Consider the following 25,078-nt stretch of genomic DNA (forward strand, 5'->3'; position numbering starts at 1 on the left):
GACGAGCGCTCCCCCAAGCTCTCAACTGCGTTCGAGCAGGGAGGTACCCCCCTGCGCGATATCTGCGGCGGGGTCCGGGGCGGCAGCCCCGAAGCTGCTGCAACCACGCGGCGTTAGCCGCATATCGACACAGCCGGGAAGGGGCGGGGCTGGGGAATCAACCCAGAACCTCTGCCAGGTCGTACCCCACCGGCTCCTCCAGCTGGTCATACGTGCAGCTGAGCGGCGAGCGATCCGGGCGCCAGCGGCGGAACTGGGCCGTGTGCCGGAAGCGGGCGCCGTTCTCCATGTGGTCGTATGCCACCTCCGCCACCCGCTCCGGCCGCAGCGGCACCCACGACAGGTCCTTCGTGCCGGACCAGCGGCTCGGCGCGCCCGGGAGGCGGGCCGTCTCGTGCGCCGCCTCGTCCGCCCAGGCCGCCCACGGATGCTCCCCGGTCTCCGCAGGCGGCATCCGCAGCGGCTCCAGCTCCTCCACCAGCTCCGCCCGCCGCTTCATCGGGAACGCCGCGCACACCCCCACGTGCTGGAGCGTGCCCCCGTCGTCGTACAGGCCGAGCAGCAGCGAACCCACCACCGGGCCGGTCTTGTGGAAGCGGTAGCCCGCCACCACCACATCCGCGGTCCGCTCGTGCTTGATCTTGTACATCAGGCGTTCGTTCTGGCGGTACGGCAGATCGAGGGGCTTGGCGATCACGCCGTCCAGGCCCGCCCCCTCGTACGCCTGGAACCAGTCCTCCGCCACCGCCACATCCGTCGTCGCGGGCGCCACATGCACCGGCGCCGTCACCCCGGCCAGGCACGCCACCAGGCGGTCCCGACGGTCGGCGAGCGGCAGGTCGAGCAGGGCCTCGTCGGCCAGGGCCAGGAGGTCGAAGGCGATGAAGGACGCCGGGGTGCGCTCCGCCAGCGTCCGGACCCTCGACTCCGCCGGGTGGATACGTTCCGTGAGCGCGTCGAAGTCCAGGCGGCCGTCCTTCGCGATCACGATCTCGCCGTCCAGAACGCACCGCTCCGGAAGGCGCTCCCGCAGCGCCGCCACCAGCTCCGGGAAGTAGCGGGTCAGCGGCTTCCCCGTGCGGCTGCCGAGCTCGATCTCGTCGCCGTCGCGGAACACGATCGCCCGGAAGCCGTCCCATTTCGCCTCGTACTGCATGGCGGGCGGGATCTTCTTCACCGACTTGGCGAGCATCGGCCGCACGGGCGGCAGCACCGGCAGATCCATGGTCCGATTCTCCGCCCCGGGGGCCTTCTCTGCTCGATATCTCGATATGCGGCCCCTGGTCCGCCGCTCTACGCTGGCTCGCATGGGTGGTCGTGCACAGGCCGTGCAGCTCGATGCCGGTGGCCGCGAGGTGCGGCTGTCCAGCCCGGACCGGGTCGTCTTCCCCGAGCGCGGCTTCACCAAGCTCGACGTCGCCACGTACTTCCTCTCCGTGGGCGACGGCATCGTGCGCGCCCTGCGCGACCGGCCCACCACCCTGGAGCGCTACCCCGACGGAGTCACCGGCGAGTCCTTCTACCAGAAGCGCGCCCCCAAGAACACCCCCGACTGGATCCCCACCGGCCGCATCAGCTTCCCCTCCGGCCGCACCGCCGACGAGCTCTGCCCCACCGAGGTCGCCGCCGTCGTCTGGGCCGCCCAGTTCAACACCCTCACCTTCCACCCCTGGCCGGTACGGCGCGCGGACACCGACCACCCCGACGAGCTCCGCATCGACCTGGACCCGCAGCCCGGCACCGACTTCGACGACATCATCCGCGCCGCCCATGAACTCCGGGATGTCCTGGACGAGTTCGGCGGCCTCCGCGGCTGGCCGAAGACCTCCGGCGGCCGCGGTGTGCATGTCTTCGTGCCGATCGAACCGCGCTGGTCGTTCGTGCGGGTGCGCCGCGCCGTCATCGCCTGCGGCCGTGAACTGGAGCGCCGGATGCCGGACAGGGTCACCACGTCCTGGTGGAAGGAGGAGCGCGGCGAGCGGATCTTCGTCGACTACAACCAGGCCGCCCGGGACCGCACCATGGCCTCCGCCTACTCGATCCGCGCCAACCCGAACGCCACCGTCTCCGCCCCGCTGCGCTGGGACGAGCTGACCGTCGGCGATATCGCCCCCGACGACTTCGACCTGGCGACGATGCCGAAGCGCTACGCCGAACTCGGCGACGTACACGCCGACATGGAGGACCACACGTACTCCCTCGACGCGCTCCTCGAACTCGCCGACCGGGACGAGCGCGACCGCGGCCTCGGCGACCTGCCCTATCCGCCGGAGTACCCGAAGATGCCCGGCGAGCCCAAGCGGGTACAGCCGAGCCGGGCGCGTCACGACGACTGACCCGCCCGGCCCGGCAATTCCCGCCGTGCTGCCCCGTGCCGCCTACAGCTCCTTGATCCGGATGTCCCGGTACGAGATCACATCCGTCACCCCGTGCACCTGGAGCCCGACATACCCGGAGGCATACCGGCGCCCGTCCGTGCCCGGGTCGTCCGCGCGCGGGGGGTAGGACTCCTGGCCGCCCGTGTTGTCGAACTCGTTGATGAGTTCGCCGTTGCGGTACACCTCGTAGTGCTGGTCGACCACCCGGATCTCGTACTCGTTCCACGTGCCCTTCGGGGTGACCCCGGCGCCCGCGAGGCCGACCCGGTCGAAGCCGTAGACCGAGCCCGACTTGTACAGGTCGCCGTCCGGGCGGTCCAGGATCTGCAGTTCGTGGCCGTACTTGATGGCCACCCACTCCGGGCGCGGCTCCTCCGGATGGTCATGGACCTGCGGGAAGCGCGCGAACACCCCGGCGTTGGCGTTGCCGTCGCCCGGTGCGTCGTCCCGCCACTGGAGCTTCAGCGAGAAGTCGTCGTACTTCCGCTCCGGGAACCACAGCATGCCCATGCCCTCGACCGTCGTACTGCTGGTCATCGAGCCGTCGCCGTTCAGGGCGAACCTGCCGCCGCCCACCTGCTGCCAGCGGTCGAACGATGACTGGGTGCCGTCGAAGATCGTGCGGTAGCCCTCGGTCCGGCCCGGCAGGCCGATGCCGGACTTCTCGGCGGCCGCGCGGACCGTGCCGTGCTCGCGCTCGTCGATGACGCCCTGGTCGAGCAGCCCGTCGAGGATCTGATCGACGTGCTTGAGGAACAGGGCGTGCGATGACCAGTCCTTTTCGTCCTCGATCAACTCGCTGATGTAGCAGCGGTTCTGGGTCATGCGGTTCGGTACGCCGCTGTCGACCGTACCCACGAACACCGTGGGCCGCTCGTCGTACTCCGGGCAGTGCGGGGCCGGTCCGCCGCCGCCCGCGACGACGGAGAAGGCGACGGTGCGCGCTTCTGAGGTGTTGCCCGCCTGGTCGGTCGCCCGGTACGCCACCGTGTGCCGCCCCACGCGCTCGACCTTCAGCGGTTCGGTGTACGCGAGATAGGGGCCGCCGTCCAGGGAGTACTCGGTCTTCGCGACGCCGGAGCCGCCGTGCTCGTCCGCGGCCGTCACCGTGACCTTGGCCGAATCGACGTACGCGCCATCGGAGTTGACGTATCCGGTGACCTCCGCCGCGGCGACCGGCGGCGTCGTGTCCTCGACGGGCGCTGCCACCACCGTGAACTCGGCGGCTTTCTCGGCGGCCACGTTCCCCGCCTTGTCCGTGGCCCGGTAGCGGACCTTGTACGTACCGGGCTCGTGGAGCGCCACGGGGGCCGTGTACGGCTGCCACGCGCCCGCGTCGCCCAGTGCGTACTCGATCGTGTTCACGCCCGAGCCCGGGTCCGACGCGGCGACCGTGACCGTCGCGGTGCCGACGTACCGGCCCTGCTCGTCCTGCTCGCCGGAGACGGTCGCGGAGGTCCCGGGTGGCTCGGTGTCGTCCGTCGGCGGCGCCACCACCGTGAACTCGACGGCCTTCTCGGCGGCGACATTGCCCGCCGTGTCGAACGCCCGATAGCGGATCCTGTGGCTGCCGACCTGGTCGACGACCACGGGATTCGTGTACGGCTGCCACGCGCCCGCGTCCCCGATGGCGTACTCGATCCGGTCGACCCCCGAGCCGCCCTCCTCGTCCGTGGCCGTCACGGTGACGGTGGCCTGGCCGACGTATGCGCCCTCGGAGTTCTGCGCGCCCTCGACCTTGGCGGCGGTCTCCGGCGCCGTGGTGTCCTCACCGCCGCCCTCGGTCACGTTGAGGATGCCCTGCATCGTGCCGTGGCCCGGGATCGTGCAGTGGTAGAGGTACCGGCCGGGCGTGAGCGTGACCTCCGCGGTGTGGCGGCCGCCCTGGTCGTCGCCCGGGTTGGCGAGGATGTTCAGCTGTACGTCGTTGTTGTACTCGGGGTCGGAGACGTCGAAGGTCAGGGTGTGCGGCATGCCGGTGGTGTTGCCGGTCGCCGCACTGTTCTCGAAGACGATCGTCGTCCGACCGGCGACCGCCGTGGTCGGCGCCGACAGGTACGAGTCGATGGGGTCGCCCGCGGTCCACGTGAGGACCTGCTGCGCCGCCGCGCCCCCGCCCTCGGGGAGCGCCACGGGGTCGGGCTGCGCCTGCGCGGCGGGGGCGGACAGGCCCAGGGTGACGAGCAGGACCGCGAGCAGGATGCGCAGGTGTGCGTGCCGGGGCCGGGGCCGGGGCCGGTGCCGATGCGGGTGTCCGTGTTTGCGTCTCATCGTGTGGATCAGCCCTTCCGCGCGAGGTCGGCGGCGCTCGGCGTCGCCGGGCCACCCGTGTAAGTGACCCGCCACAGCGCCGACTTGGCGTCCGAGGTGAAGAAGCCGCGCCCGTAGTCGAGGACATAGAGCGCGCCGTCCGGGCCGAACTTCCAGTCCATGAGGTTCTTGATGCCGTCGTTCCCGACCGGAACGATCTGCTTCAGGGACTCGGCGTGCACCGGAAGCCCGCCCTTGCCGACGGTGTTCGGGTCGGTGAGCACCGCGTGCCGCGGCTGCTCGCCGTCGTAGAAGTCACCGACGAACCACTTGCCGTCCCAGTACGCGGGCCACTTGGTGGTGCTCGCGCTGTCGGCGTCGTACCGGTAGACCGGGCCGTTCATGGCGGCCTGCCCGCCGCCCTTCAGCCACGGCAGGCGGAACGTCTGCTCGTCCGCCTTGTATGACGGGATGCCGTTCGCGTCCCGGGGGAAGTCCGGGCCGCCGCCCTGGGGCGAGTACCAGATGGTGTTGGACGTGATGGGCGGGATGTTCACCAGGCCGTCGTTGTTGGGCGACTCGTTCTTCGGGGCATCGCAGTCGTACCAGCCGAGCGGCTTGGTCGGGTCCGGCAGATTGCGGTCCCGGTAGGGCTGTTTATTGCCCATGCAGTACGGCCAGCCGTGGTTGCCGGGACCCGTGATCGCGGCGAACGTGTCGTACTTCGCCGGGCCCCAGGTCGTCGACGGCTCCCCGGCGTCCGGCCCGACCCAACCGGCGTACAGGATGTCGGTCTTCGGGTCGACGGCGATCCGGGCCGGGTTGCGCACCCCCATGACGTAGATTTCGCCGCGGGTCTTGCCGCCGCCCTCGTCGGGCTCGTCACCGGTGAAGAGGTTGCCCTCCGGGAGCGTGTATGTGCCGTCGGGCTCCGGGTGGATGTGCAGGATCTTGCCGTTGAGGTTGTTGGTGTTGCCCGCGGTGCGGCGCGCGTCCGCGAAGGAGACGCCCCGGAAATTCGGCTCCGGGTTGTTGCCGGAGTAACCGTCGCTGAACCGGCTGGAGTTGTTGTCCCCGGTCGCGATGTAGAGGTTGCCCTTCGAGTCCCAGGCCATGCCGCCACCCGCGTGACAGCAACTGTGGATCTGCACCGGCCACTTGAGGAGCACCTTCTCGGTGTTCGGCACCAGCTTGTTCGTGCTCAGGTCCAGGGTGAAGCGGGAGACGCGGCGCTCGGCCATATGGGTCTCGCGGTTGATCTCCGAGTGCGGTGTGTAGTGCAGGTACACCCAGCCGTTGGTCAGGAAGTCCGGGTCGAGCTCGATGCCGAGCAGCCCCTCCTCGTTCTTGATCAGCTCGTCGCCGCCGCCCTTGTTGCCGAAGACGGTCAGCGCCCCGGCGAGCGTGACCTGTTGGGTCTTCGGGTCCCAGACGTGGATCTCGCCGTTGCCCTTGCCGATATTCGGGTCGTTCCAGTCGGTCACCACGGGCTGCGAGGCGTCGGCGCCGCCGCGGCCGATGTACAGGACCCGGCCGTCCTTGGCGGTGACGAGGCCGTGCGGCTCGCCGATCTGGTCGTTCTGTCCCGGCTGGTTGGGCTTGGTGAGCCGTTCCGCCTGGTAGTGGGAGGTGATGGTGGCCTTGCAGTCGGCCCGCGCGAGGCGGGTCGTCCACATCAGGGCGCCGCGCAGATGCGCACGGAAGTCCGTCTCGGCGTACGCGTCCGAGGTGCCGCCCATCGCGGTGTAGAAGGACCGGCCGCCGTCGTAGTCACGGCACCAGGACACCGGATGGTCCCAGCCGTTCGCGCCCTCACCCGCCTGGTACGTCGACTCGCGCACCCGGGCCACGGTGTGCACCGAACCGGACGGATTGGCCTGCCAGTTGAACCATTTGTCGGGCCGCTTCCACTGGAGCGGCAGGCCGGACGTGGCCGGATGGCGCCGGTCGCCGACCTCGACGGTGGCGCGCTGCGCCGTGGCGCCGCTGCCCTTGACCGGGCGGGCGCCGATCAGACCCGAGAACCAGTCGGAGTACGGCTCGGTGCGCGCCGCGTCATGCAGGCCGAGGAACCCGCCACCGGCCTCCATATACGTTTCGAGCCCCAACTCCTCCTCGCCGTCGAGCACATCACCGCCGCCGGTCAGAAAGACCACGGCGTTGTACGTGCCGAGCCGCGCGGCGTCGGTGAAGACCGAGGCGTCATCCGTGGCCGTGATGGTGAACTGCTCCTCCTCGGGCCCGGACCGGCCGATCTTCTCGATGGCCTCGATTCCGGCGTTGACGACCGGGGACTCCTCGGTCGCGGAGGCGTGGAAGACAAGTACGCGCACTGTGTCGCTGCCCGGTGGGGAGGGCAGCGACATCGTTGTCGGCGGATCGTCGGGGTACGGCCGCGCGGTGGCGGGTGAGGAGGAGACGAGCAGCCCGGCGGTCAGGGACGCGGCGGCGGCCACGGCGCCCCAGGTCCTGCGCCTCCTGGCCGAGGTTCTGCGTCCTGGTGCTCTCAACTCGCATAAAGCGACGGGTCTGTGGTGCGAAGTGAACCGCATGTGGTCACCCACCCCTAGTCAGTCACGGCAACAGCGCCAAGGAAGCTAGACCTCTTTTCGCGGCTCGCCAATAGGTATGACCACAACTGCACGAACTTTGTCCTTGGTGTGGATAAACGGCGATCCCGTCGCTACGGTGTGGGCCTCGCGGGCGCAGCAACTGGGCGACGGGCAGGGGGATTTCGGAATGACCGAGGCGGACCACGGCGCGGTGGGCAGACGCGGCTTCAACCGGCGGCTCTTCGCCGGGGGAGCGGTGGTGGCCACCGGTCTGACATCGATGTCGGCGCTGGGCGGTGCGGCCGAGGCTGCGGAAGGGGCGCCCCGCGCGCAGGCGCGCTTCGCGGACCGGCACCTGAAGCTGTACGTCGAGCAGCTGGCCGACGGGCAGATGGGCTACGGCCTTGAGCGGAGCAAGGCGACCATCCCCGGCCCCTTGATCGAACTGGTCGAGGGCGACACCCTGCACATCGAGGTCGAGAACACCACCGACGTCGACGTGAGCCTGCACCCGCACGGCGTGGACTACGAGATCACCAGCGACGGCACCCGCCACAACAACTCCCATGTCCCACCGGGCGATTCGCGCACCTACACCTGGCGCACCCATGCCCCGGGCCAGCGCGCGGACGGCACCTGGCGGGCGGGCAGCGCCGGTTACTGGAACTACCACGACCACGTCGTCGGCACCGACCACGGCACGGGCGGGCTCCGCAAGGGCCTCTACGGCCCACTGATCGTGCGCCGCAAGGGCGATGTGCTGCCCGACCACACGTACACGATCGTCTTCAACGACATGACCATCAACAACCTCCCGAAGGGGCCGGACTTCAAGGCCACGGTGGGGGACCGGGTGGAGATCGTGATGATCACGCACGGCGAGTACTACCACACGTTCCATCTGCACGGTCACCGCTGGGCGGACAACCGCACCGGCATCCTCGCGGGCCCGGACGACCCGACCCCGGTCATCGACAACAAGATCACCGGCCCCGCGGACTCCTTCGGCTTCCAGGTCGTCGCGGGCGAGGGCGTGGGCGCCGGGGCGTGGATGTACCACTGCCACGTGCAGAGCCACTCGGACATGGGGATGGCGGGGATGCTCCTGGTGGCCAAGCCGGATGGGACGATTCCGGGCCACCAGGACCACCACTAGCGGGCGCTCGGGGCCCGCGCCTTTCCTGGCCTTACGACCCCACCGCCACCGTGAACCGCCGCGGGTTCCCGTCGTGCGCCGCGCCCGACTGGTCCGGCTGCCCGTCCGGCAGGACGTCGTCGTACGGGAAGGCGTACCCGATGGGCGAGTTGGCGTGCACGACGCGGGCCCAGTGGTTGGTCACGGGGTCCTGGTAGTAGTCGGCCGCCGTGGCTCCGTTGGGCTGCTCGGGGTGGGTGAGCATCAGGCTCCGGTTGAATCCGGCGGCGAGCCGGGCGAGCAGGCCCTTCTTGTCCTCGGAGTCGTCCGGGTTGTTGGTGAACGGCCCGTGGTCGCAGGTGAAGATGTCCCACGAGGAAGGCTTGGCGAAGGTGTGCCCGCCCTCGAAGGTGAGCGTGTCCCCGCTGACCCGCCCGGCCAGGACGCCGCGCCCGCCCTGGAGGTCGATGCGGAGGTCTTCGCCGCTGTACTTCTCCCAGACCTTGTCCACGTACTCGGTCCAGACGTCCTTGAACGGCATCTCGTCGGGCCGGTCGGCGTACGGCGCCATGAGGTTCTGCGGCGAGATGACGCGTAGGACGTCGCTGCCTCCTTCTCCCCGTACGACCAGCTTGTCCCACGGTTGACCGTCCTTGGCGGCCTGCGCGGCGAGGTCGTCGGCGATCTTGGTCACGGCCCCGTCGGGCAGCGGGGCGACCTCGTGCTTGGCGTCGCCCTCCAGGGTCAGGCCGATCGGCACGGCGGTCACCAGGTCGACGTAGCTGATGTTGGCGTACAGCTGTTCTGTGTTGAACGTGAATTCACAGAACGACCAGGTGCGGCCGTAGTTGGGGTCTTCCTTGGTGGCGAAAGCGGGCTCCACAAGAGAAGGGCCCGGGTTGAGAAAGAAGTCCAGCTTGTCGTCGCGTACGAAGTAGACGCGGGCCCCGTACATCTGAGGCAGGGTCAGCACGACCGGGTCGGAACCGGCGTCCTTGAGGGGTATCGCGCAGTCGACGGGCAGCGGTGTCTGCGGCTCGGACGGCGACTCGGGCCGGTAGAACTCACCGTCGGCGCGCAGCAGCACCCAGCGGTCGGTGCTCAGCTCGTGCCCGGTGACGTACGCGTTGACCCTTCCCGGCAACGACTTGTTCTGCAGGGCGAGTTCGCAGGTCTGCGGCGCGGCCGAGACCCGAGGGCCGAGGGCGGGGGCCCAGAGGGGGAGGGTGGCCGCGGTGGCGGTTCCGGCGGCGGCGGACAAGAACACTCGACGCGAAATCACGGAGTCTCCTGAAGGTGTGGGGGCGCGGGCACACATGAGGTGGGGGCGCCGGAGTGCGGCGCGGGGCCCGCGGTGCGACCACTGTTGCGAGGTGCCGTTATGCCGTCAAGGGTTATGACTGGGAGCGCTCCCAAGAAGCGGATTTCTTCACAACTTGACGGCAGGGGCGGCGGCTCCAGCGGCGAGTGTCAGTGCCCGGTGCCAGACTCAAAACGTCAGGAGAAACGGCTCCTCGGAGCAGAAGTAGCACTCTCTTCAGAGCAGGACTCGCAAAGGAGCGAACGACCATGCTCACCACGGACTTCAAGACCGGCTCGGTGAACTGGGCCGATGTCGGCAGCCCCGATATCGAGGCGGCCAACTCCTTCTACGGCGGTCTCTTCGGCTGGGAGGCACACGCCGCCGAGGAGTTCGGTGGATATGTCACCTACCGAAGCGACGGCAAGCGCGTCGCGGGCGGCATGCAGGTGCCCTCGGGCCAGGGCGCCCCGGCCTGGGCGGTGTACTTCCAGACCCCGGACGTCGACGCCACGGTGAAGGCCGTGGAGGGGGCCGGCGGCACCGTCGTCCTCCAGCCCATGGACGTGGGCGACCTGGGCCGGATGGCGATCTGTGAGGACTCGGCGGGCGCCACGTTCGGCCTCTGGCAGCCTGGCACGATGAAGGGGCTCGAATCCCTGATGGCCACGGGCAGCCTGTGCTGGATCGAGCTGTATACCGGCCAGGTGTCCGAGGCGGTGGCGTTCTACGGCGCCGCGCTCGGCCAGGGCACCTTCGACGTGTCCTTCCCCGGTGGCTCGTACACGACGGTGCTGCCCGCGGACGGCGGCGAGGACGACATGTTCGGCGGCATCGTGCCCCAGGCGTCCGACCCGGTGGAGGCGGGCGGCCAGGCGCACTGGCTGCCGTACTTCGCGGTCGACGACTGCGACGCGGCCGTGGCGAAGGCGAAGGAGCTCGGCGGTTCGGTGCGGGCCGAGCCGGTGTCCATGGCGGGAGTGGGCCGGTTCGCGAAGCTCAGCGACCCCTTCGGCGCCCACTTCGCGGTGCTCAAGCCCGAACCTGAGCAGGGGTGACCTCGGCGGTGGTTTGTGCCGGTCGGCCGGTGAAGATCTGACGGACAGGCGCACCGGAAGGGGGCGAATGTCGGCCGATCCTCCGGTCCCCCCGGCGCGCCATCTTGCGCCGGGGGCGCTCGGCATGAACGGGTGTTGAGCGATCGTTGATCTGTTGTTTCTCGGGCTGCGCCACGATCGTCGACATGATCGGCAACAGCATCTCTCCGGACCCGGCGTCCGCGACCGCACGGACCGCGACCGCACGGACTACCGGGACCACATTGACCGCGGCCCCGACCGTGACCGCGGCCCCGACCGCGTCAGCGAAGCAGTCGACCGGGCCCCTCGACCACGAATCCGGCTGGCGGGAGCTCGCCCTGTGCGCTCAGACCGGCTCGGAGTTCTTCTTCCCCGAGCCCGGCAGCTCCGTCCGCGAGGCGAAGCAGATCTGCCTCGCCTGCGAGGGTCGGGCGGCCTGCCTGGAGTACGCACTCGCCAACGACGAGCGGTTCGGCGTCTGGGGCGGCCTCTCCGAGAAGGAGAGAGACCGCCTCAAGCGCGGCAAGCTCCAGACGCCCCGCTAGTGCCCCTGGGTCCCGTTACTGCGCGGCCGCGCGCGCCGCGAGGCGGGCCTTGCGGGCGGCGAGCTTCTCGTCGAACTTCGACGCCTCGGAGTCCAAGCCGCTCAGGTAGAAACCGAGTTCCTCCTGCGCCTTGCGGCCCTCGGGGCCGAGCCCGTCGATGTCCATGACCTTCAGGAAGCGGAGCACGGGCTGCAGCACGTCGTCGAGGTGGATGCGCATGTTGTAGATCTCGCCGATGGCCATCTGCGCGGCGGCCCGCTCGAAGCCCGGCATGCCGTGCCCCGGCATCCGGAAGTTGACCACGACGTCCCGCACGGCCTGCATGGTCAGGTCCGGGGCGAGCTCGAAGGCGGCCTTCAGCAGGTTCCGGTAGAAGACCATGTGCAGGTTCTCGTCGGTGGCGATCCGGGCCAGCATCCGGTCGCAGACCGGGTCGCCGGACTGGTGCCCGGTGTTCCGGTGCGAGATCCGCGTCGCCAGCTCCTGGAAGGCCACGTACGCCACCGAGTGCAGCATCGAGTGCCGGTTGTCGGACTCGAAGCCCTCGCTCATGTGCGCCATCCGGAACTGCTCCAGCTTGTCCGGGTCGACGGCGCGCGAGGCGAGCAGATAGTCGCGCATCACGATGCCGTGCCGGCCCTCCTCGGCGGTCCAGCGGTGCACCCAGGTGCCCCAGGCGCCGTCGCGGCCGAAGAGCGTGGCGATCTCGTGGTGGTAGCTCGGCAGGTTGTCCTCGGTGAGCAGATTGACCACGAGGGCGATCTTGCCGACCTCGGTGACCTTGGACTGGCCGGGCTCCCAGGCCTCGCCGTCCTCGAAGAACTCCGGGAAGTTACGGCCGTCGCCCCACGGCACGTACTCGTGCGGCATCCAGTCCTTGACTACCTTCATGTGGCGGTTGAGTTCCTTCTCCACCACTTCCTCGAGGGCGAAGAGCAGCCGGGCGTCGGTCCAGGTGTCCGGGCTGCCGAGGTGGGGAGTCGTCGTCACGGTGGGGCTCCTGCGGGGACTGGTGGGACAGGTGGGACAGGTGGTGCCTGGGGACTTACTTACGGTGTCGTAGGTTACGAGACCGTAGGTTAAGGGGCGGGTAAAGGCAACGGCCGGGCGGGGGTGCCGCCCGGCCGTTATGCCCGGTTATGTTCGTTTTCTGTGTTGCCCTTGCTCCCCGGATCTTGCTTGTCCTCCCCGGGGTGCGGGGCGCCTTCGGCCCCGGATTCGGGAGGTCAGGGGCTCAGCGGCTGCTCATCATGTTCCGTACCTCCGCCGCGGATGTGTCCTTCAGCTCACCGTCGAGCAGCAGCCACCGCGTCACCCCGATCGACTCCAGGAACGCCAGGTCGTGGCTGGCCACCATCAGCGCACCTTCGTACGACTCGAGTGCGGAGGTCAGCTGCTTGACGCTGGCCATGTCGAGGTTGTTCGTCGGCTCGTCCAGCATCAGGAGTTGCGGCCCCGGCTCGGCGAGCATGAGCGCGGCCAGGCTGGCCCGGAACCGCTCGCCGCCGGACAGTGTGCCCGCCTGCTGATCGGCCCGCGCGCCCCGGAACAGGAACCGCGCGAGGCGGGCCCGGATCTGGTTGTTGCCGGCGTCGGGCGCGGCCCGGCAGACGTTCTCGGCGACCGTCAGGTTCTCGTCGAGTACGTTGAGCCGCTGCGGCAGGAAGCGGAGCGGTACGTGGGGTTCGGCTTCCCCCTCGACCGGCGTCAGCTCGCCGCAGATGGTGCGCAGGAGCGTGGTCTTGCCCGCGCCGTTCCGCCCGACCAGGGCGATCCGTTCGGGCCCGCGCAGCTCGAACTGGCCTGCCACCTTTGCGCCGTAGGCGAGTTGCAGCGCCTTCAGGGTGAGGACGTCGCGGCCCGGCGGTACGGCGGTGGCGGGCAGGTCGACGCGGATCTCGTCGTCGTCCCGCACGGCCTCGACCGCTTCGTCGAGCCGCTCCTTGGCCTCGGTGAGTTTTTCCTCGTGCATGATGCGGTGCTTGCCCGCGGCGACCTGGGCCTGGCGCTTGCGTTCGCCCATGACGACCTTGGGCTCGCGCTTGGTGTCCCACATCTTCTGGCCGTACCGCTTGCGGCGGGCCAACTTGACGTGGGCGTCGGCGAGTTCGCGCTTCTGCCGCTTCAGGTCGCTCTCGGCGACCCGCACCATGCGCTCGGCAGCCTCCTGTTCCACGGCGAGTGCCTCCTCGTATGCGGTGAAGTTGCCGCCGTACCAGGCGATTTCGCCCGCCCGTCGCCCACCACCACCCTCAGACGAGGCGCTACGCGCCGCACCTCTCGTTCCGCGGAGTTCGGCGATCTGGTCGACGAGGTCGAGGAGTTCACGGTCGTGGCTGACGACGACGAGCAGGCCCGGCCAGGATGCGACGGCGGCGTAGAGGCGCCGCCGCGCGAACAGGTCGAGGTTGTTCGTCGGCTCGTCGAGCAGCAGTACGTCCGGCCTGCGGAGCAGCAGCGCCGCCAGGCGGAGCAACACGGACTCGCCGCCGGAGAGTTCGCCCACGGTGCGGTCGAGGCCGATGCCCCGCTCCGCGCCGAGGCCGAGCTGGTCGAGGGTGGCGATGGCGCGTTCCTCGACGTCCCAGTCGTCGCCGACGGCGGTGAAGTTGGCCTCGCTGGCGTCGCCGGCCTCGATGGCGTGCAGGGCGGCCCGGGTCTCGGCGATGCCGAGTACCTGATCGACCCTCAGTTCCGTGTCGAGCGTGACGTTCTGCGGCAGATAGCCGATCTCGCCGGTGACGCGGATGGTGCCGTCGGCCGGGGTGAGTTCACCGGCGATCAGCTTCAACAGGGTTGATTTTCCTGACCCGTTGAGGCCGATCAGTCCGGTGCGGCCGGGTCCGAAGGCGACTTGGAGTCCGTCGAACACCTCGGTGCCGTCCGGCCAGGCGAAGTCGAGCGAGGAGCAGGTGATGGATGTGGTGGCGAAGGTAGACATATGGGCGGCCTCCGGCGCGCGCTTGCAGGGTCAGGGCGAAGCGTGCTGAGACACCGCGGGGCGACGGAGCGGGGGAGGGCCCGGGGCCGCGAGGGCAAGGGAGAAACAACAAAAAGCCCTGCTGCGGGGGACGGCTCAACTGCCGAGGTCGCACACAACGTACGCAGGAAGGGTCACTGCTGTGCAGGAGAAGTCACTGCGTGTACGCGGTGTCTCAAAGACCTCAGTAGAGCAACGTCCAACTCCGATCGACGGCAACAAGGCTTGTACAGCGTAAGGGAGTGTGCGACGGGGTGTCAACCCCTCTTCGGCCGGGATGATCCCGCCCTCAACAGGAGTCCTGACCAGGGGGCCAGGCCAGGGGGCCAGGCCAGGGGGCCGGACCAGGCCAGACCAGGAGTCCCTCAACAGGCGTCGCGGATCAGCGCGTCGAGGTCCTGGTCCAGGTCGAGGTGGAGATGTTCCTGGCCCGGCGGCACCGCGGCGGCGGTGCGCCGCAGGAACGTCCGCACCTCGGCGGTGCGCACATGCACGATGGCGGTGCCCTCGGGCGCGTGGAACTCCAGGACGGTGCGGTCGTAGCCGTACGGGCGCACGCGCACATCGCCCTCGCCGACGGCTCGCTCGGTGCCGGTGCTGAGCAGTTCGCGGCCGAACGTCCAGAACACGTCGACGCCTTCGAGGGTGGCCGGGGCGGGGAACCCCATCCGGACGGCGAACGGGTCGTGGGCGTCGTACCGCAGGGTGGCGGGGATGGTCGCCATTCTTGGTGCGGTGGCGACGAGGCGGGCCTCAACGGCCTGCTCGATGACGATGGACAACGCCTGCTCCCTTGCGACTCCTCGGCGGGTGGGCCTGGCACTCGTGTAGACGGCGGAATTGCGGAATCCGTGCACGAGGGCGGCCGTGACGTGTGTCACCGGCGCATGCGGCCCCGGCCGCCGTCGGTGGCGCCACGGTAGGGCCGACCGGGCCCGGTGGGCGACCGCTGCCCGGGGGACTGCACACCGGAATGCGGACACCCACCGGAACAACGAGCCCGTCCGGCGTTTGGGAACGAGCCCCGCCCACCCAAAAGGGAGCCCTGGGGGCGCAGCCCCAGGAGCAGCATCCGAGCCGACGGCACGGATGCGTGATCCGTAAGACCTAGAGCGGCTGCTGCCGGTAAGCGGCGAGGGCGTCCACCGTCTTCGTCGCGATGAACTCCGTGACCCGGTACTCGCACACCCCGGCGAGCACGAACGGGTCCGCCGCCACGATCTTCTCGATCGCCGCGCGGTCGTCCCCGACGGCCAGGATCACACCCCCGTCCCGCGGGTTCTTGCGGCCGGACGCGAGGAACGTACCGTCCGCGTAGTGCTGGTCGAGCCAGGCCACATGGGCCTGCATCTGCTCGTCGACGGCGGACAGGGGGGCGGTGTAGGTCAACTCGAGCACGAACATGATCCGGAGCCTACTCCCGGGCACTGACACTCCCGGCCCTCACCCCGCATGCACTCCCGGCCCTCACCCCACATGCCGCCGCGGTCGCAGCTCCGGATCCCGCTCCGCCCGCCCGCCGCGGCACCTCCCGGGTCACCGGCGCGACCTCCCCGGCCCCGAAGGCCAGGAACCGCAGCAGATGGCCGACCGGGTGGCCCTCGGCCGGTCTCGCGGGGGCGGCGAGCCGGGCCGTTCGCGGCGGGCACGGTGGGTCCTGAGGGCCATGATCACGCTCGCCGGGTGGCCGCGTAGGCTCGGGCGTCATGACGCAGCGGAACGCGACCGGAGGAGGGGGCGGCGGCCTGGTCCCCGTGCCTGAGGGCTGGCCCGTGACGGAGGCCGAGGCGCGCGCCGTGCAGGACGCGCTGCGGCCGCGGGTGGTGCTCGACGAGCCGGGTCCGGCGCCGGGCACCGGCACGGTCGTCGGCGTCGATGTCGCGTACGACGACGAGCGGGCCGACGGGGCCGTGGCCGCCGCGGCGGCCGTCGTCCTGGACGCCGCGACCCTGGAGGTGGTCGAGGAGGCCACCGCCGTGGGCCGGGTCTCCTTCCCGTACGTGCCCGGGCTCCTGGCCTTCCGCGAACTCCCCACGGTCCTGGCCGTGTTGGCGTCCCTGCGGGCGGAGCCGGGCCTCGTGGTGTGCGACGGCTACGGCCGTGCGCACCCCCGCCGCTTCGGCCTCGCCGCGCACCTCGGAGTCCTCACCGGGCTCCCCACGATCGGCGTCGCCAAGAGCCCTTTCACCTTCACGTACGAGCAGCCGGGCACCCTGCGCGGCAGCACCTCCGCCCTCACGGATGGGCGCGAGGAGGTCGGCCGCGCGGTCCGCACCCGCGACGACGTGAAGCCGGTCTTCGTCTCGGTCGGCCACCGCGTGAGCCTTGATCGCGCGGTGGCGCACACCCTGCACCTCGCGCCCCGCTACCGGCTCCCGGAAACCACGCGACGCGCGGACGCACTGTGCCGCCGGGCGCTGAGCGCCGCGGCACCGCGCGGGGGTGCCTGAGCGTCGCGGTGCCGCGGAGGCCCGCCCCGCCCCGAGTCAGCGCGTAGCCGCCACCCGGAACGTGATCCCCGCGTCCCGCAGGCGTGCGATCAGTGGGTCCCCCAGGGCGACGGCCGTGGTGACCTGACCAGCCGTGGGCGGGAGCTTGTCGAGGACCAAACTCAGCGCGGTCTCGGCGAAGATCTTCGCCGTCTCGCCGTAGCCCGGGTCGCCGCCCGCCACCTCCGTGTAGACCTTGCGTCCGCCGCCCTCGCCGACGAACCGCAGCTGGAACCAGCTGCGTTCGCGCCGTTCCAGGCTCGGTCCCTCGCCGGGCTCGACCCGGTTGCCCAGCCATCGCCGCGCGGGTCCGACCTGGGCCGCCGTGAAGAGCGCGCCCATCGCCGCGGCGCCGCCGAGCGCGACGGGCAGGTGGCGTACGGCGGCGTAGTTGCGGTAGCGGAAGTCGGGGCCGTACCGCCCCAGGGCGCGGGCCGAGCGCTGCACCATCTGCGGGTCGATGGTCGGCAGCGGCACCGCCCAGGCGTCCACCTCCTTGGCGTACCGCGGCGCGCCCACCGGCGCGTACGCCCGGCGTCCGACCAGGCGGGGCTCGTGCCGACGTCGGTCCTGGGCCGCGGCGAGCGTCTGCCGCCCGCGCGAGAACGCGGTGAGCATGGAGGCGAACGTTCCGCCGGAGAAGGTCGCGTTGGACCGGACGTATCCGTCGACGCTCAGCGGCACGCCCTCGGGCAGCTGCTGCACGGTGTAAAGCACGCCGAGGTCGTACGGGACCGAGTCGAAGCCGCAGGCGTGCAGGAGCCGGGCGCCGGTCTCGCGGGCGCGGGCGTCGTGCCGCACGTACATCAGGTCCACGAATTCCGGCTCGCCGCTGAGGTCGAGATAGTCCGTACCGGCCTCGGCACAGGCGGCGACAAGCTCCTGGCCGTGCAGTATGTACGGCCCGACCGTGGTCGCCACGACGCGGGCCTGCTCGGCGAGTTGGCGCAGCGCGGCGGGGTCGTCGGCGTCGGCGGTGAGCAGCGGGAGGTCCGCGCACGCGGGGGCGATGCCGGTGAGGCGGTCCCGCAGGTGCTCCAGCTTCTGCCTACTGCGGCCCGCCAGGGCCCAAGTGACGCCCTGCGGGGCGTGGGTGGCCAGGTACTCGGCGATGAGCTCGCCGACGAAGCCGGTCGCGCCGTAGAGCACGATGTCGTACGCGCGTCCCGCTCTGTCGTTTCCGGTCATGCTGTCGCTCCTCAGCGTCTGCCCGCGCCGTTGTGGTGGCTGAGGCTAGCGCGAGGGCTTCCGGTCGCCGACGCGCACCCCACGTTTTCTAAGCGCTTGCTCTTTGGCCCTTGTGTTCAGTGGAACGCGTTCTTAGCATCACCGGTGTTACATCAGGAGTGTCACAGCGCTGGGGGCTTGATGGCAGGGACAGAAGCGCAGGAACGGCACGGGCCGCTCACCGGTGTCCGGGTCGTCGAACTCGCGGGCATCGGCCCCGGCCCGTACGCCGCGATGCTCCTCGCCGACCTCGGTGCCGACGTCGTCCGCGTGGACCGCCCCGGCGGCGCCGGGCTCGCGATCGACCCGGCGTACGACGTCACCAACCGCAACAAGCGGTCCGTGCTCATCGACCTCAAGTCCCCCGAAGGGCCGAAGCGCGTCCTCGCCCTGGCCGAGCGCGCCGACGTCCTGATCGAGGGCTATCGCCCGGGCGTTGCCGAGCGGCTGGGCGTCGGGCCCGAGGAGTGCCGGGCCCGTAACCCGCGGCTCGTGTACGGGCGGATGACCGGGTGGGGTCAGGACGGGCCGTTGGCCCAGCGCGCCGGGCACGACATCGGGTACATCGCCCTCACCGGCACCCTCGGCATGATCGGCAGGCCCGACGAGCCACCGGCCGTCCCGGCCAATCTCGTGGGCGATTACGCGGGCGGGTCCCTCTATCTCGTCATCGGTGTGCTCGCCGCGCTGCAGCACGCCCGGAGCACCGGCGAGGGCCAGGTCGTGGATGCCGCGATCGTCGACGGGGCCGCGCATCTCTCCGCGATGATCCACGGGATGATGGCGGCCGGTGGCTGGCAGGACCGGCGCGGCAGCAATCTGCTCGACGGCGGGTGCCCGTTCTACGGGACCTATGAGACCTCCGACGGCGGATATATGGCCGTGGGCGCCCTGGAGCAGCAGTTCTACGACGAGTTCGTGCGGCTGCTGGGGATCGAGGAGCAGGCTCCGGCGCGTAAGGACATGGCCCGTTGGGGCGAGTTGCGGGAGGCCATCGCCGAGCGGTTCCGGACCCGTACGCGGGACGAGTGGACCGCCGTCTTCGAGGGCTCGGACGCGTGCGTCGCGCCCGTGCTCTCGCTGCGCGAGGCCCCGCGGCACCCGCATCTCGCGGCCCGCGGCACCTTCGCCGACCACGGCGGCATCACCCAGCCCGCGCCCGCCCCGCGGTTCTCCGCGACCCCGGGCAGCCTGCGCAGGCCGCCCGCACAGCCCGGCGCCGACACCGCGGACGTGGCCCGCGACTGGGGCGTACCGGATCTGACAAAGGACGAGGACTGATGGAGTCACGGACGCCTTCGGGCATGAAGCGACAGCTGTACACCGAGGACCACGAGGCGTTCCGCCAGACGGTGCGCACCTTCCTGAGCAAGGAGGTCACCCCGTACTACGAGCAGTGGGAGAAGGACGGCATCGTCCCACGCGAGGCCTGGCTGGCCGCCGGGCGGCAGGGCCTGCTCGGGCTCGCCGTGCCCGAGGAGTTCGGGGGCGGCGGGAACGACGACTTCCGTTACAGCGCCGTGCTCGCCGAGGAGTTCACGCGCGCGGGCGCCGCCGGGCTCGCCGTCGGGCTGCACAACGACATCATCGGGCCGTATCTGACCTCGCTCGCCACCGACGAGCAGAAGCGGCGCTGGCTGCCGGGGTTCTGCTCCGGCGAGACCATCACCGCCATCGCCATGACCGAGCCGGGCGCGGGCTCCGATCTGCAGGGCATCCGTACGACGGCCGAGGACCGGGGCGACCACTGGATTCTCAACGGGTCCAAGACGTTCATCTCCAACGGCATCCTCGCCGACCTGGTGATCGTGGTGGCCAAGACGACCCCTGAGGGCGGTGCCCACGGGCTTTCCCTGCTGGTCGTCGAGCGCGGCATGGAGGGCTTCGAGCGCGGCCGGAACCTCGACAAGATCGGCCAGAAGGCCCAGGACACCGCCGAGTTGTTCTTCACCGACGTGCGCGTGCCCCAGGAGAACCTGCTCGGCGAGTTGAACGGCGCCTTCGTGCACCTCATGACGAACCTCGCCCAGGAGCGCATGGGCATCGCCGTCGCCGCCATCGCCGCCGCCGAGCACCTGCTCGACATCACTACGGCGTACGTCAAGGAGCGCGAGGCGTTCGGCCGCCCCCTGTCCCGGCTGCAGCACATCCGCTTCGAGATCGCCGAGATGGCCACCGAATGCGCGGTCACCCGCACCTTCCTGGACCGCTGCATCGTCGACCACACGAACGGGGAACTCGACGCCGTGCACGCCTCCATGGCCAAGTGGTGGGCCACAGAGCTGCAGAAGCGCGTCGCCGACCGCTGTCTCCAACTGCACGGAGGCTACGGCTATATGACGGAGTACCGCGTCGCGAAGGCCTTCACCGACGGACGTATCCAGACCATCTACGGCGGCACGACCGAGATCATGAAGGAGATCATCGGTCGCTCTCTGCTCGGCTGACCCTCAGAAAGGCATGAGACCTTGAGCACCGAAGCGTACGTATACGACGCGATCCGCACCCCGCGCGGGCGCGGCAAGGCCAACGGCGCCCTGCACGGCACCAAGCCCATCGACCTGGTCGTGGGCCTCATTCACGAGGTCAGGCGGCGCTTTCCGGACCTCGATCCGGCGGCCGTCGACGACATCGTGCTCGGCGTCGTCGGGCCGGTCGGTGACCAGGGCTCCGACATCGCCCGGATCGCCGCCATCGCGGCCGGGCTGCCCGACACCGTGGCCGGGGTGCAGGAGAACCGGTTCTGTGCCTCGGGCCTCGAGGCCGTCAACCTGGCGGCCATGAAGGTCCGTTCGGGCTGGGAGGACCTGGTGCTCGCGGGTGGCGTCGAGTCGATGTCGCGGGTGCCGATGGCCTCGGACGGGGGCGCCTGGTTCGCCGACCCGATGACGAACTTCGAGACCGGCTTCGTGCCGCAGGGCATCGGCGCCGACCTCATCGCCACCGTCGAGGGCTTCTCGCGCCGGGACGTCGACGAGTACGCCGCGCTGTCCCAGGAGCGGGCCGCGGCCGCCATCAAGGACGGGCGCTTCGACCGGTCGCTCGTGCCGGTCAAGGACCGCAGCGGACTGACCGTCCTCGACCACGACGAGCACCCGCGGCCCGGCACCACCGCCGACTCGCTCGCCTCGCTCAAGCCGTCCTTCAAGGACATCGGCGACATGGGCGGCTTCGACGCGGTCGCGCTCCAGAAGTACCACTGGGTCGAGAAGATCGACCACGTGCACCACGCGGGCAACTCCTCCGGCATCGTCGACGGCGCCTCCCTGGTCGCCATCGGCTCGCGCGAGGTGGGGGAGCGGTACGGGCTCACCCCGCGCGCCCGGATCGTCTCCGCCGCGGTCTCCGGCTCCGAGCCGACCATCATGCTCACCGGGCCCGCGCCCGCGACGCGTAAGGCGCTCGCCAAGGCGGGCCTGACCATCGACGACATCGACCTGGTCGAGATCAACGAGGCGTTCGCCGCCGTGGTGTTGCGCTTCGTCAAGGACATGGGCCTCGACCTCGACAAGGTCAACGTCAACGGCGGCGCGATCGCCCTCGGCCACCCGCTCGGCGCCACCGGAGCGATGATCCTCGGCACCCTGGTCGACGAACTGGAGCGCCAGGACAAGCGGTACGGCCTCGCCACGCTCTGCGTCGGCGGCGGCATGGGTATCGCCACCATCGTCGAGCGCGTCTGAACGTCCTTTCCCGCACCGGTACTTACGGAGACCTCAGTCATGAACGAGAGCACCACCATCCGCTGGGAACAGGACGGGACCGGCGTCGTCACCCTCGTCCTCGACGACCCCGACCAGTCCGCGAACACCATGAACCAGGCGTTCAAGGAGTCCCTCACCGCGATCGCCGACCGCCTCGAAGCCGAACAGGACAGCGTCCGCGGCATCATCTTCACCTCGGCGAAGAAGACCTTCTTCGCGGGCGGCGACCTGCGCGACCTCATCGCCGTCACGCCCGAGACCGCCGAGCTCGCCTTCCAGGCCGGGCAGGGCATCAAGCGCGACCTGCGCCGCATCGAGACCCTCGGCAAGCCGGTCGTCGCCGCCATCAACGGCGCAGCCCTCGGCGGCGGTTACGAGATCGCGCTCGCCTGCCACCACCGCGTCGCCCTCGACGCGTCGAGCACGAAGATCGGACTGCCCGAGGCCACCCTCGGCCTGCTGCCCGCAGGCGGTGGCGTCACCCGTACGGTACGCCTGCTCGGCATCGCGGACGCGCTGCTCAAGGTGCTGCTCCAGGGCAACCAGTACAACCCGAAGCGCGCCCTGGAGAACGGCCTCATCCACGAAGTGGCCGCCGACAAGGACGAGTTGCTCGCCAAGGCCCGCGCCTTCATCGACGCCCACCCTCAGTCCGCGCAGCCCTGGGACAAGCCCGGCTACAAGATCCCCGGCGGCACCCCGGCGAACCCGAAGTTCGCCGCGAACCTGCCCGCCTTCCCGGCCAACCTCAAGAAGCAGACGGGCGGCGCCAATTACCCGGCCCAGCGCAACATCCTCGCCGCCGCCGTCGAGGGCTCCCAGGTCGACTTCGAGACCGCCCAGACCATCGAGGCCCGCTACTTCGTGGAGCTGGTCACCGGCCAGGTCTCGAAGAACATGATCCAGGCGTTCTTCTTCGACCTACAGGCCGTCAACTCCGGCGCCAACCGCCCCAAGGGCATCGAGCAGCGCACGGTCCGCAAGGTCGCCGTGCTCGGCGCCGGGATGATGGGCGCGGGCATCGCCTACTCGTGCGCCCGCGCCGGTATCGAGGTCGTTCTCAAGGACGTGGCGCAGGAGGCCGCGGAGAAGGGCAAGGGCTACTCCGAGCAGCTGTGCGCCAAGGCCGTCTCGCGCGGCCGTACGACCCAGGAGAAGGCGGACGCACTGCTCGCCCGCATCACGCCCACCGCCGACCCGCAGGACCTGGCGGGCTGTGACGCGGTGATCGAGGCGGTCTTCGAGGACCCGGCGCTCAAGCACAAGGTGTTCCAGGAGATCCAGGGCGTCGTCGAGCCGGACGCGCTGCTCTGCTCCAACACCTCGACGCTGCCGATCACGCTGCTCGCCGAGGGCGTCGACCGCCCGGTCGACTTCATCGGCCTGCACTTCTTCTCGCCGGTCGACAAGATGCCGCTCGTCGAGATCATCAAGGGCGAGCGCACCGGCGACGAGGCCCTGGCCCGCGCCTTCGACCTGGTCCGCCAGATCAACAAGACCCCGATCGTCGTCAACGACTCGCGCGGCTTCTTCACCTCGCGCGTCATCGGGCACTTCATCAACGAGGGCGTCGCCATGGTCGGCGAGGGCATCGAGCCCGCCTCGGTGGAGCAGGCCGCCGCGCAGGCGGGCTACCCGGCGAAGGTCCTGTCCCTGATGGACGAGCTCACCCTGACGCTGCCGCGCAAGATCCGCAATGAGACGCGGAAGGCCATCGAGGAGGCGGGCGGCACCTGGCCGGCCCACCCCTCGGACGCGGTCATCGACCGGATGCTCGACGAGTTCGAGCGCCCCGGGCGCAGCGGCGGCGCGGGCTTCTACGACTACGACGAGAACGGCAAGCGCACCGGACTCTGGCCGGGCCTGCGCGAGCACTTCACGAAGCCCGGGTACGAGATCCCGTTCCGCGACATGCAGGAGCGGATGCTGTTCTCCGAAGCCCTCGACACCGTACGGCTGTTGGAGGAGGGCGTCCTGACCTCGGTGGCGGACGCCAACATCGGCTCCATCTTCGGCATCGGCTTCCCGGGCTGGACCGGTGGCGTGCTGCAGTACATCAACGGCTACGACGGCGGCGCCGGGGTAGGCGTCGGCCTGCCCGGTTTCGTAGCGCGGGCGCGGGAGCTCGCGGAGCGCTATGGCGAGCGCTTCCAGCCCCCGGCGCTGCTCGTCGAAAAGGCGGACAAGGGCGAGAAGTTCACCGACTGACCGGCCCCGCAAGGCCCAAGGGGCGCCGGAGGTTCAGGCCTCCCGCGCCCCTTCGGGGTTCTGGTACCGCGCCCGCAGTTCCTCCTTGAGGGACCGCTGGAACGCCGTCACCAGGGCCTGCACCACCATCGGCTGCATATGGGCCGAGAGTGACTTCATCGCCGCCACCGCCTCCGGGTCCCGCTCCCGTTCGCGGTACGGCCCCCACACCTCGTCCTGGAACAGCCGGGTCAGCTCCTTGGCCGCCTCCCGGGAGTGCTCGAGCATCACCTTGCGCGCCGCGAGGATCGAGTCGAGGCCGATCGGTACGTCGAGGAGCCGCACCCCGAGGTGGAGTATCCCCGGGTCGATCCGGAAGGTGTCCGGATCGTCGGTGCGCTCCAGGACGTCCATCGCGGCGAGCCGGTCGACGTCCTTCTCGGTCAGGGGCCGCCCGGCCCGCCGCTCCAACTGCGCGCGGCTCATCTCCTCGGCGCTGTCCGGGATCCAGCTCGCCACCAGGGCGCGGTGGATGGCCAGATCGTGCTCGCTCATATCGGCGGGCAGCTGCTCCAGATACCGTTCGATCGCGGCGAGCGTCAGACCGTGGTGCTGCAGCTCCTCGATCAAGGCGAGCCGGGAGAGGTGGTCGGGGCCGTAGTGCCCCACGCGGCGCGGTCCTATGACGGGCGGCGGCAGCAGGCCGCGGGTGCTGTAGAAACGGATGGTGCGCACGGTGACACCGGCCCGGGCGGCCAGCTCGTCGACGGTGAGGCTCGGCTCGGTGGCGCGCGCGTGCGCGCCGGTCTGCGCCCCGGGATGCGTATCCGCGCGCGCGTCGCTGTCCGTCTCGGTCGTCATGGCTGCGCTCCATCTGAGGTCGTACGTCGATCCGGATCCGCGTCCGTACATCAAGTATCCGGTGGAACAGTATTGCTGGCACACCAGTCTTGAGAAAGTTCTGGGATGGCCGGACGGAGCCCGGCGTCACTCCGTCCAGCATGTGAGATGTTCCGCTATGTGAGACGGGTCGGATCTACCCGTGAGCAAGGATGCCGTCACGACGGTCGAGGCCCCACCCCGCACAGGTGCCGCCTCCCAGCCGCCCGCGGACGCGGGCGACGCCGGTTACAGGGTTGGTACGCGGTCCCGTGGCCGCGTGCACGCGGCGGCGGAGCGCGCCGAGAAGCACGAGCTCTGAGGGCTCACTTCGACGCCAACGGGCGCCGGGCGGGCTGTTGCTCAAACAGCC

At 70.3% G+C, this 25,078-nt stretch carries 20 protein-coding genes; 10 read left to right on the forward strand and 10 right to left on the reverse strand.

Annotation, left to right across the window (positions count from 1 at the left end; genetic code table 11):
- Positions 1-157: 157 nt before the first annotated feature.
- Positions 158-1,225, reverse strand: a complete 1,068-nt coding sequence (locus ACWD10_RS37370; RefSeq protein WP_451098179.1) for an ATP-dependent DNA ligase — start codon at positions 1,223-1,225, stop codon at positions 158-160.
- Between the two features lie 82 nt (positions 1,226-1,307).
- Here ACWD10_RS37370 and ligD point away from each other — a divergent pair, with 82 nt between their 5' ends.
- A complete protein-coding gene (gene ligD / locus ACWD10_RS37375) occupies positions 1,308-2,336 on the forward strand; it encodes a non-homologous end-joining DNA ligase (RefSeq protein ID WP_451098180.1) in 1,029 nt (342 codons plus the stop codon).
- 42 nt (positions 2,337-2,378) lie between these two features.
- Here ligD and ACWD10_RS37380 read toward each other — a convergent pair whose 3' ends face one another.
- Both ACWD10_RS37380 and ACWD10_RS37385 read right to left on the reverse strand, forming a co-directional pair.
- Positions 2,379-4,649: an OmpL47-type beta-barrel domain-containing protein gene (locus ACWD10_RS37380; RefSeq protein WP_451098181.1), complete on the reverse strand. Its 2,271-nt coding sequence runs from the start codon at positions 4,647-4,649 to the stop codon at positions 2,379-2,381.
- Between the two features lie 8 nt (positions 4,650-4,657).
- On the reverse strand, positions 4,658-7,180 hold the full coding sequence (locus tag ACWD10_RS37385) for a ThuA domain-containing protein (RefSeq protein WP_451098182.1): 2,523 nt from the start codon (positions 7,178-7,180) through the stop codon (positions 4,658-4,660).
- Between the two features lie 187 nt (positions 7,181-7,367).
- On the opposite strand from ACWD10_RS37385, the gene ACWD10_RS37390 reads away from it, so the two are divergent.
- On the forward strand, positions 7,368-8,336 hold the full coding sequence (locus ACWD10_RS37390; protein ID WP_451098183.1) for a multicopper oxidase domain-containing protein: 969 nt from the start codon (positions 7,368-7,370) through the stop codon (positions 8,334-8,336).
- Between the two features lie 31 nt (positions 8,337-8,367).
- Here the strand turns inward: ACWD10_RS37390 and ACWD10_RS37395 are convergent, their stop codons facing one another.
- Positions 8,368-9,597, reverse strand: a complete 1,230-nt coding sequence (locus tag ACWD10_RS37395; RefSeq protein ID WP_451098184.1) for a glycoside hydrolase family 64 protein — start codon at positions 9,595-9,597, stop codon at positions 8,368-8,370.
- A 287-nt stretch (positions 9,598-9,884) separates the two neighbouring features.
- On the opposite strand from ACWD10_RS37395, the gene ACWD10_RS37400 reads away from it, so the two are divergent.
- A complete protein-coding gene (locus ACWD10_RS37400) occupies positions 9,885-10,673 on the forward strand; it encodes a VOC family protein (protein ID WP_451098185.1) in 789 nt (262 codons plus the stop codon).
- 281 nt (positions 10,674-10,954) lie between these two features.
- Positions 10,955-11,239: a WhiB family transcriptional regulator gene (locus tag ACWD10_RS37405; protein ID WP_451098198.1), complete on the forward strand. Its 285-nt coding sequence runs from the start codon at positions 10,955-10,957 to the stop codon at positions 11,237-11,239.
- Positions 11,240-11,254: 15 nt separating this feature from the next.
- Here ACWD10_RS37405 and ACWD10_RS37410 read toward each other — a convergent pair whose 3' ends face one another.
- The 4 genes from ACWD10_RS37410 to ACWD10_RS37425 form a co-directional block, all read right to left on the reverse strand.
- The gene (locus tag ACWD10_RS37410; protein ID WP_451098186.1) at positions 11,255-12,229 is read right to left on the reverse strand and encodes an acyl-ACP desaturase; all 975 of its coding nucleotides are present in this window, start codon (positions 12,227-12,229) and stop codon (positions 11,255-11,257) included.
- A 244-nt stretch (positions 12,230-12,473) separates the two neighbouring features.
- On the reverse strand, positions 12,474-14,180 hold the full coding sequence (locus tag ACWD10_RS37415; protein ID WP_451098187.1) for an ABC-F family ATP-binding cassette domain-containing protein: 1,707 nt from the start codon (positions 14,178-14,180) through the stop codon (positions 12,474-12,476).
- Between the two features lie 404 nt (positions 14,181-14,584).
- Entirely contained in the window at positions 14,585-15,001 is a 417-nt protein-coding gene (locus ACWD10_RS37420; protein WP_451098188.1) for an SsgA family sporulation/cell division regulator, read from the reverse strand.
- A 325-nt stretch (positions 15,002-15,326) separates the two neighbouring features.
- Positions 15,327-15,623, reverse strand: coding sequence for a YciI family protein (locus ACWD10_RS37425; protein ID WP_451098189.1), 297 nt, complete (start codon positions 15,621-15,623; stop codon positions 15,327-15,329).
- A gap of 302 nt (positions 15,624-15,925) precedes the next feature.
- On the opposite strand from ACWD10_RS37425, the gene ACWD10_RS37430 reads away from it, so the two are divergent.
- Positions 15,926-16,669 carry an endonuclease V gene (locus ACWD10_RS37430; protein ID WP_451098190.1) on the forward strand — a complete coding sequence of 248 codons (744 nt, stop codon included), beginning with the start codon at positions 15,926-15,928 and terminating at the stop codon, positions 16,667-16,669.
- 36 nt (positions 16,670-16,705) lie between these two features.
- Here ACWD10_RS37430 and ACWD10_RS37435 read toward each other — a convergent pair whose 3' ends face one another.
- Positions 16,706-17,896, reverse strand: a complete 1,191-nt coding sequence (locus ACWD10_RS37435; protein WP_451098191.1) for a saccharopine dehydrogenase family protein — start codon at positions 17,894-17,896, stop codon at positions 16,706-16,708.
- 180 nt (positions 17,897-18,076) lie between these two features.
- Here ACWD10_RS37435 and ACWD10_RS37440 point away from each other — a divergent pair, with 180 nt between their 5' ends.
- The 4 genes from ACWD10_RS37440 to ACWD10_RS37455 are packed head-to-tail and all read left to right on the forward strand — an operon-like array spanning position 18,077 to position 23,847.
- The gene (locus tag ACWD10_RS37440; protein ID WP_451098192.1) at positions 18,077-19,216 is read left to right on the forward strand and encodes a CaiB/BaiF CoA transferase family protein; all 1,140 of its coding nucleotides are present in this window, start codon (positions 18,077-18,079) and stop codon (positions 19,214-19,216) included.
- 23 nt (positions 19,217-19,239) lie between these two features.
- The gene (locus tag ACWD10_RS37445) at positions 19,240-20,382 is read left to right on the forward strand and encodes an acyl-CoA dehydrogenase family protein (RefSeq protein ID WP_451098193.1); all 1,143 of its coding nucleotides are present in this window, start codon (positions 19,240-19,242) and stop codon (positions 20,380-20,382) included.
- Between the two features lie 21 nt (positions 20,383-20,403).
- Complete coding sequence (locus ACWD10_RS37450) at positions 20,404-21,618, forward strand: acetyl-CoA C-acetyltransferase (protein ID WP_451098194.1); 1,215 nt, start codon at positions 20,404-20,406, stop codon at positions 21,616-21,618.
- 39 nt (positions 21,619-21,657) lie between these two features.
- Positions 21,658-23,847: a 3-hydroxyacyl-CoA dehydrogenase NAD-binding domain-containing protein gene (locus ACWD10_RS37455; RefSeq protein WP_451098195.1), complete on the forward strand. Its 2,190-nt coding sequence runs from the start codon at positions 21,658-21,660 to the stop codon at positions 23,845-23,847.
- 33 nt (positions 23,848-23,880) lie between these two features.
- Here ACWD10_RS37455 and ACWD10_RS37460 read toward each other — a convergent pair whose 3' ends face one another.
- Positions 23,881-24,687, reverse strand: a complete 807-nt coding sequence (locus ACWD10_RS37460) for a MerR family transcriptional regulator (RefSeq protein WP_451098196.1) — start codon at positions 24,685-24,687, stop codon at positions 23,881-23,883.
- A 181-nt stretch (positions 24,688-24,868) separates the two neighbouring features.
- Here ACWD10_RS37460 and ACWD10_RS37465 point away from each other — a divergent pair, with 181 nt between their 5' ends.
- Positions 24,869-25,027 carry a hypothetical protein gene (locus tag ACWD10_RS37465; RefSeq protein ID WP_451098197.1) on the forward strand — a complete coding sequence of 53 codons (159 nt, stop codon included), beginning with the start codon at positions 24,869-24,871 and terminating at the stop codon, positions 25,025-25,027.
- Positions 25,028-25,078 lie beyond the last annotated feature (51 nt).

It is taken from the genome of Streptomyces sp. NPDC002851 (assembly GCF_053591935.1).

Coding starts and splice junctions, on each gene's coding strand:
- ACWD10_RS37430 (WP_451098190.1), top strand. CDS start 15,926: ATGACGCAGCGGAACGCGACCGGAGGAGGGGGCGGCGGCCTGGTCCCC.
- ACWD10_RS37390 (WP_451098183.1), top strand. CDS start 7,368: ATGACCGAGGCGGACCACGGCGCGGTGGGCAGACGCGGCTTCAACCGG.
- ligD (WP_451098180.1), top strand. CDS start 1,308: ATGGGTGGTCGTGCACAGGCCGTGCAGCTCGATGCCGGTGGCCGCGAG.
- ACWD10_RS37370 (WP_451098179.1), bottom strand. CDS start 1,225: ATGGATCTGCCGGTGCTGCCGCCCGTGCGGCCGATGCTCGCCAAGTCG.
- ACWD10_RS37425 (WP_451098189.1), bottom strand. CDS start 15,623: ATGTTCGTGCTCGAGTTGACCTACACCGCCCCCCTGTCCGCCGTCGAC.
- ACWD10_RS37400 (WP_451098185.1), top strand. CDS start 9,885: ATGCTCACCACGGACTTCAAGACCGGCTCGGTGAACTGGGCCGATGTC.
- ACWD10_RS37460 (WP_451098196.1), bottom strand. CDS start 24,687: ATGACGACCGAGACGGACAGCGACGCGCGCGCGGATACGCATCCCGGG.
- ACWD10_RS37455 (WP_451098195.1), top strand. CDS start 21,658: ATGAACGAGAGCACCACCATCCGCTGGGAACAGGACGGGACCGGCGTC.
- ACWD10_RS37435 (WP_451098191.1), bottom strand. CDS start 17,896: ATGACCGGAAACGACAGAGCGGGACGCGCGTACGACATCGTGCTCTAC.
- ACWD10_RS37440 (WP_451098192.1), top strand. CDS start 18,077: ATGGCAGGGACAGAAGCGCAGGAACGGCACGGGCCGCTCACCGGTGTC.
- ACWD10_RS37385 (WP_451098182.1), bottom strand. CDS start 7,180: ATGCGGTTCACTTCGCACCACAGACCCGTCGCTTTATGCGAGTTGAGA.
- ACWD10_RS37415 (WP_451098187.1), bottom strand. CDS start 14,180: ATGTCTACCTTCGCCACCACATCCATCACCTGCTCCTCGCTCGACTTC.
- ACWD10_RS37380 (WP_451098181.1), bottom strand. CDS start 4,649: ATGAGACGCAAACACGGACACCCGCATCGGCACCGGCCCCGGCCCCGG.
- ACWD10_RS37445 (WP_451098193.1), top strand. CDS start 19,240: ATGAAGCGACAGCTGTACACCGAGGACCACGAGGCGTTCCGCCAGACG.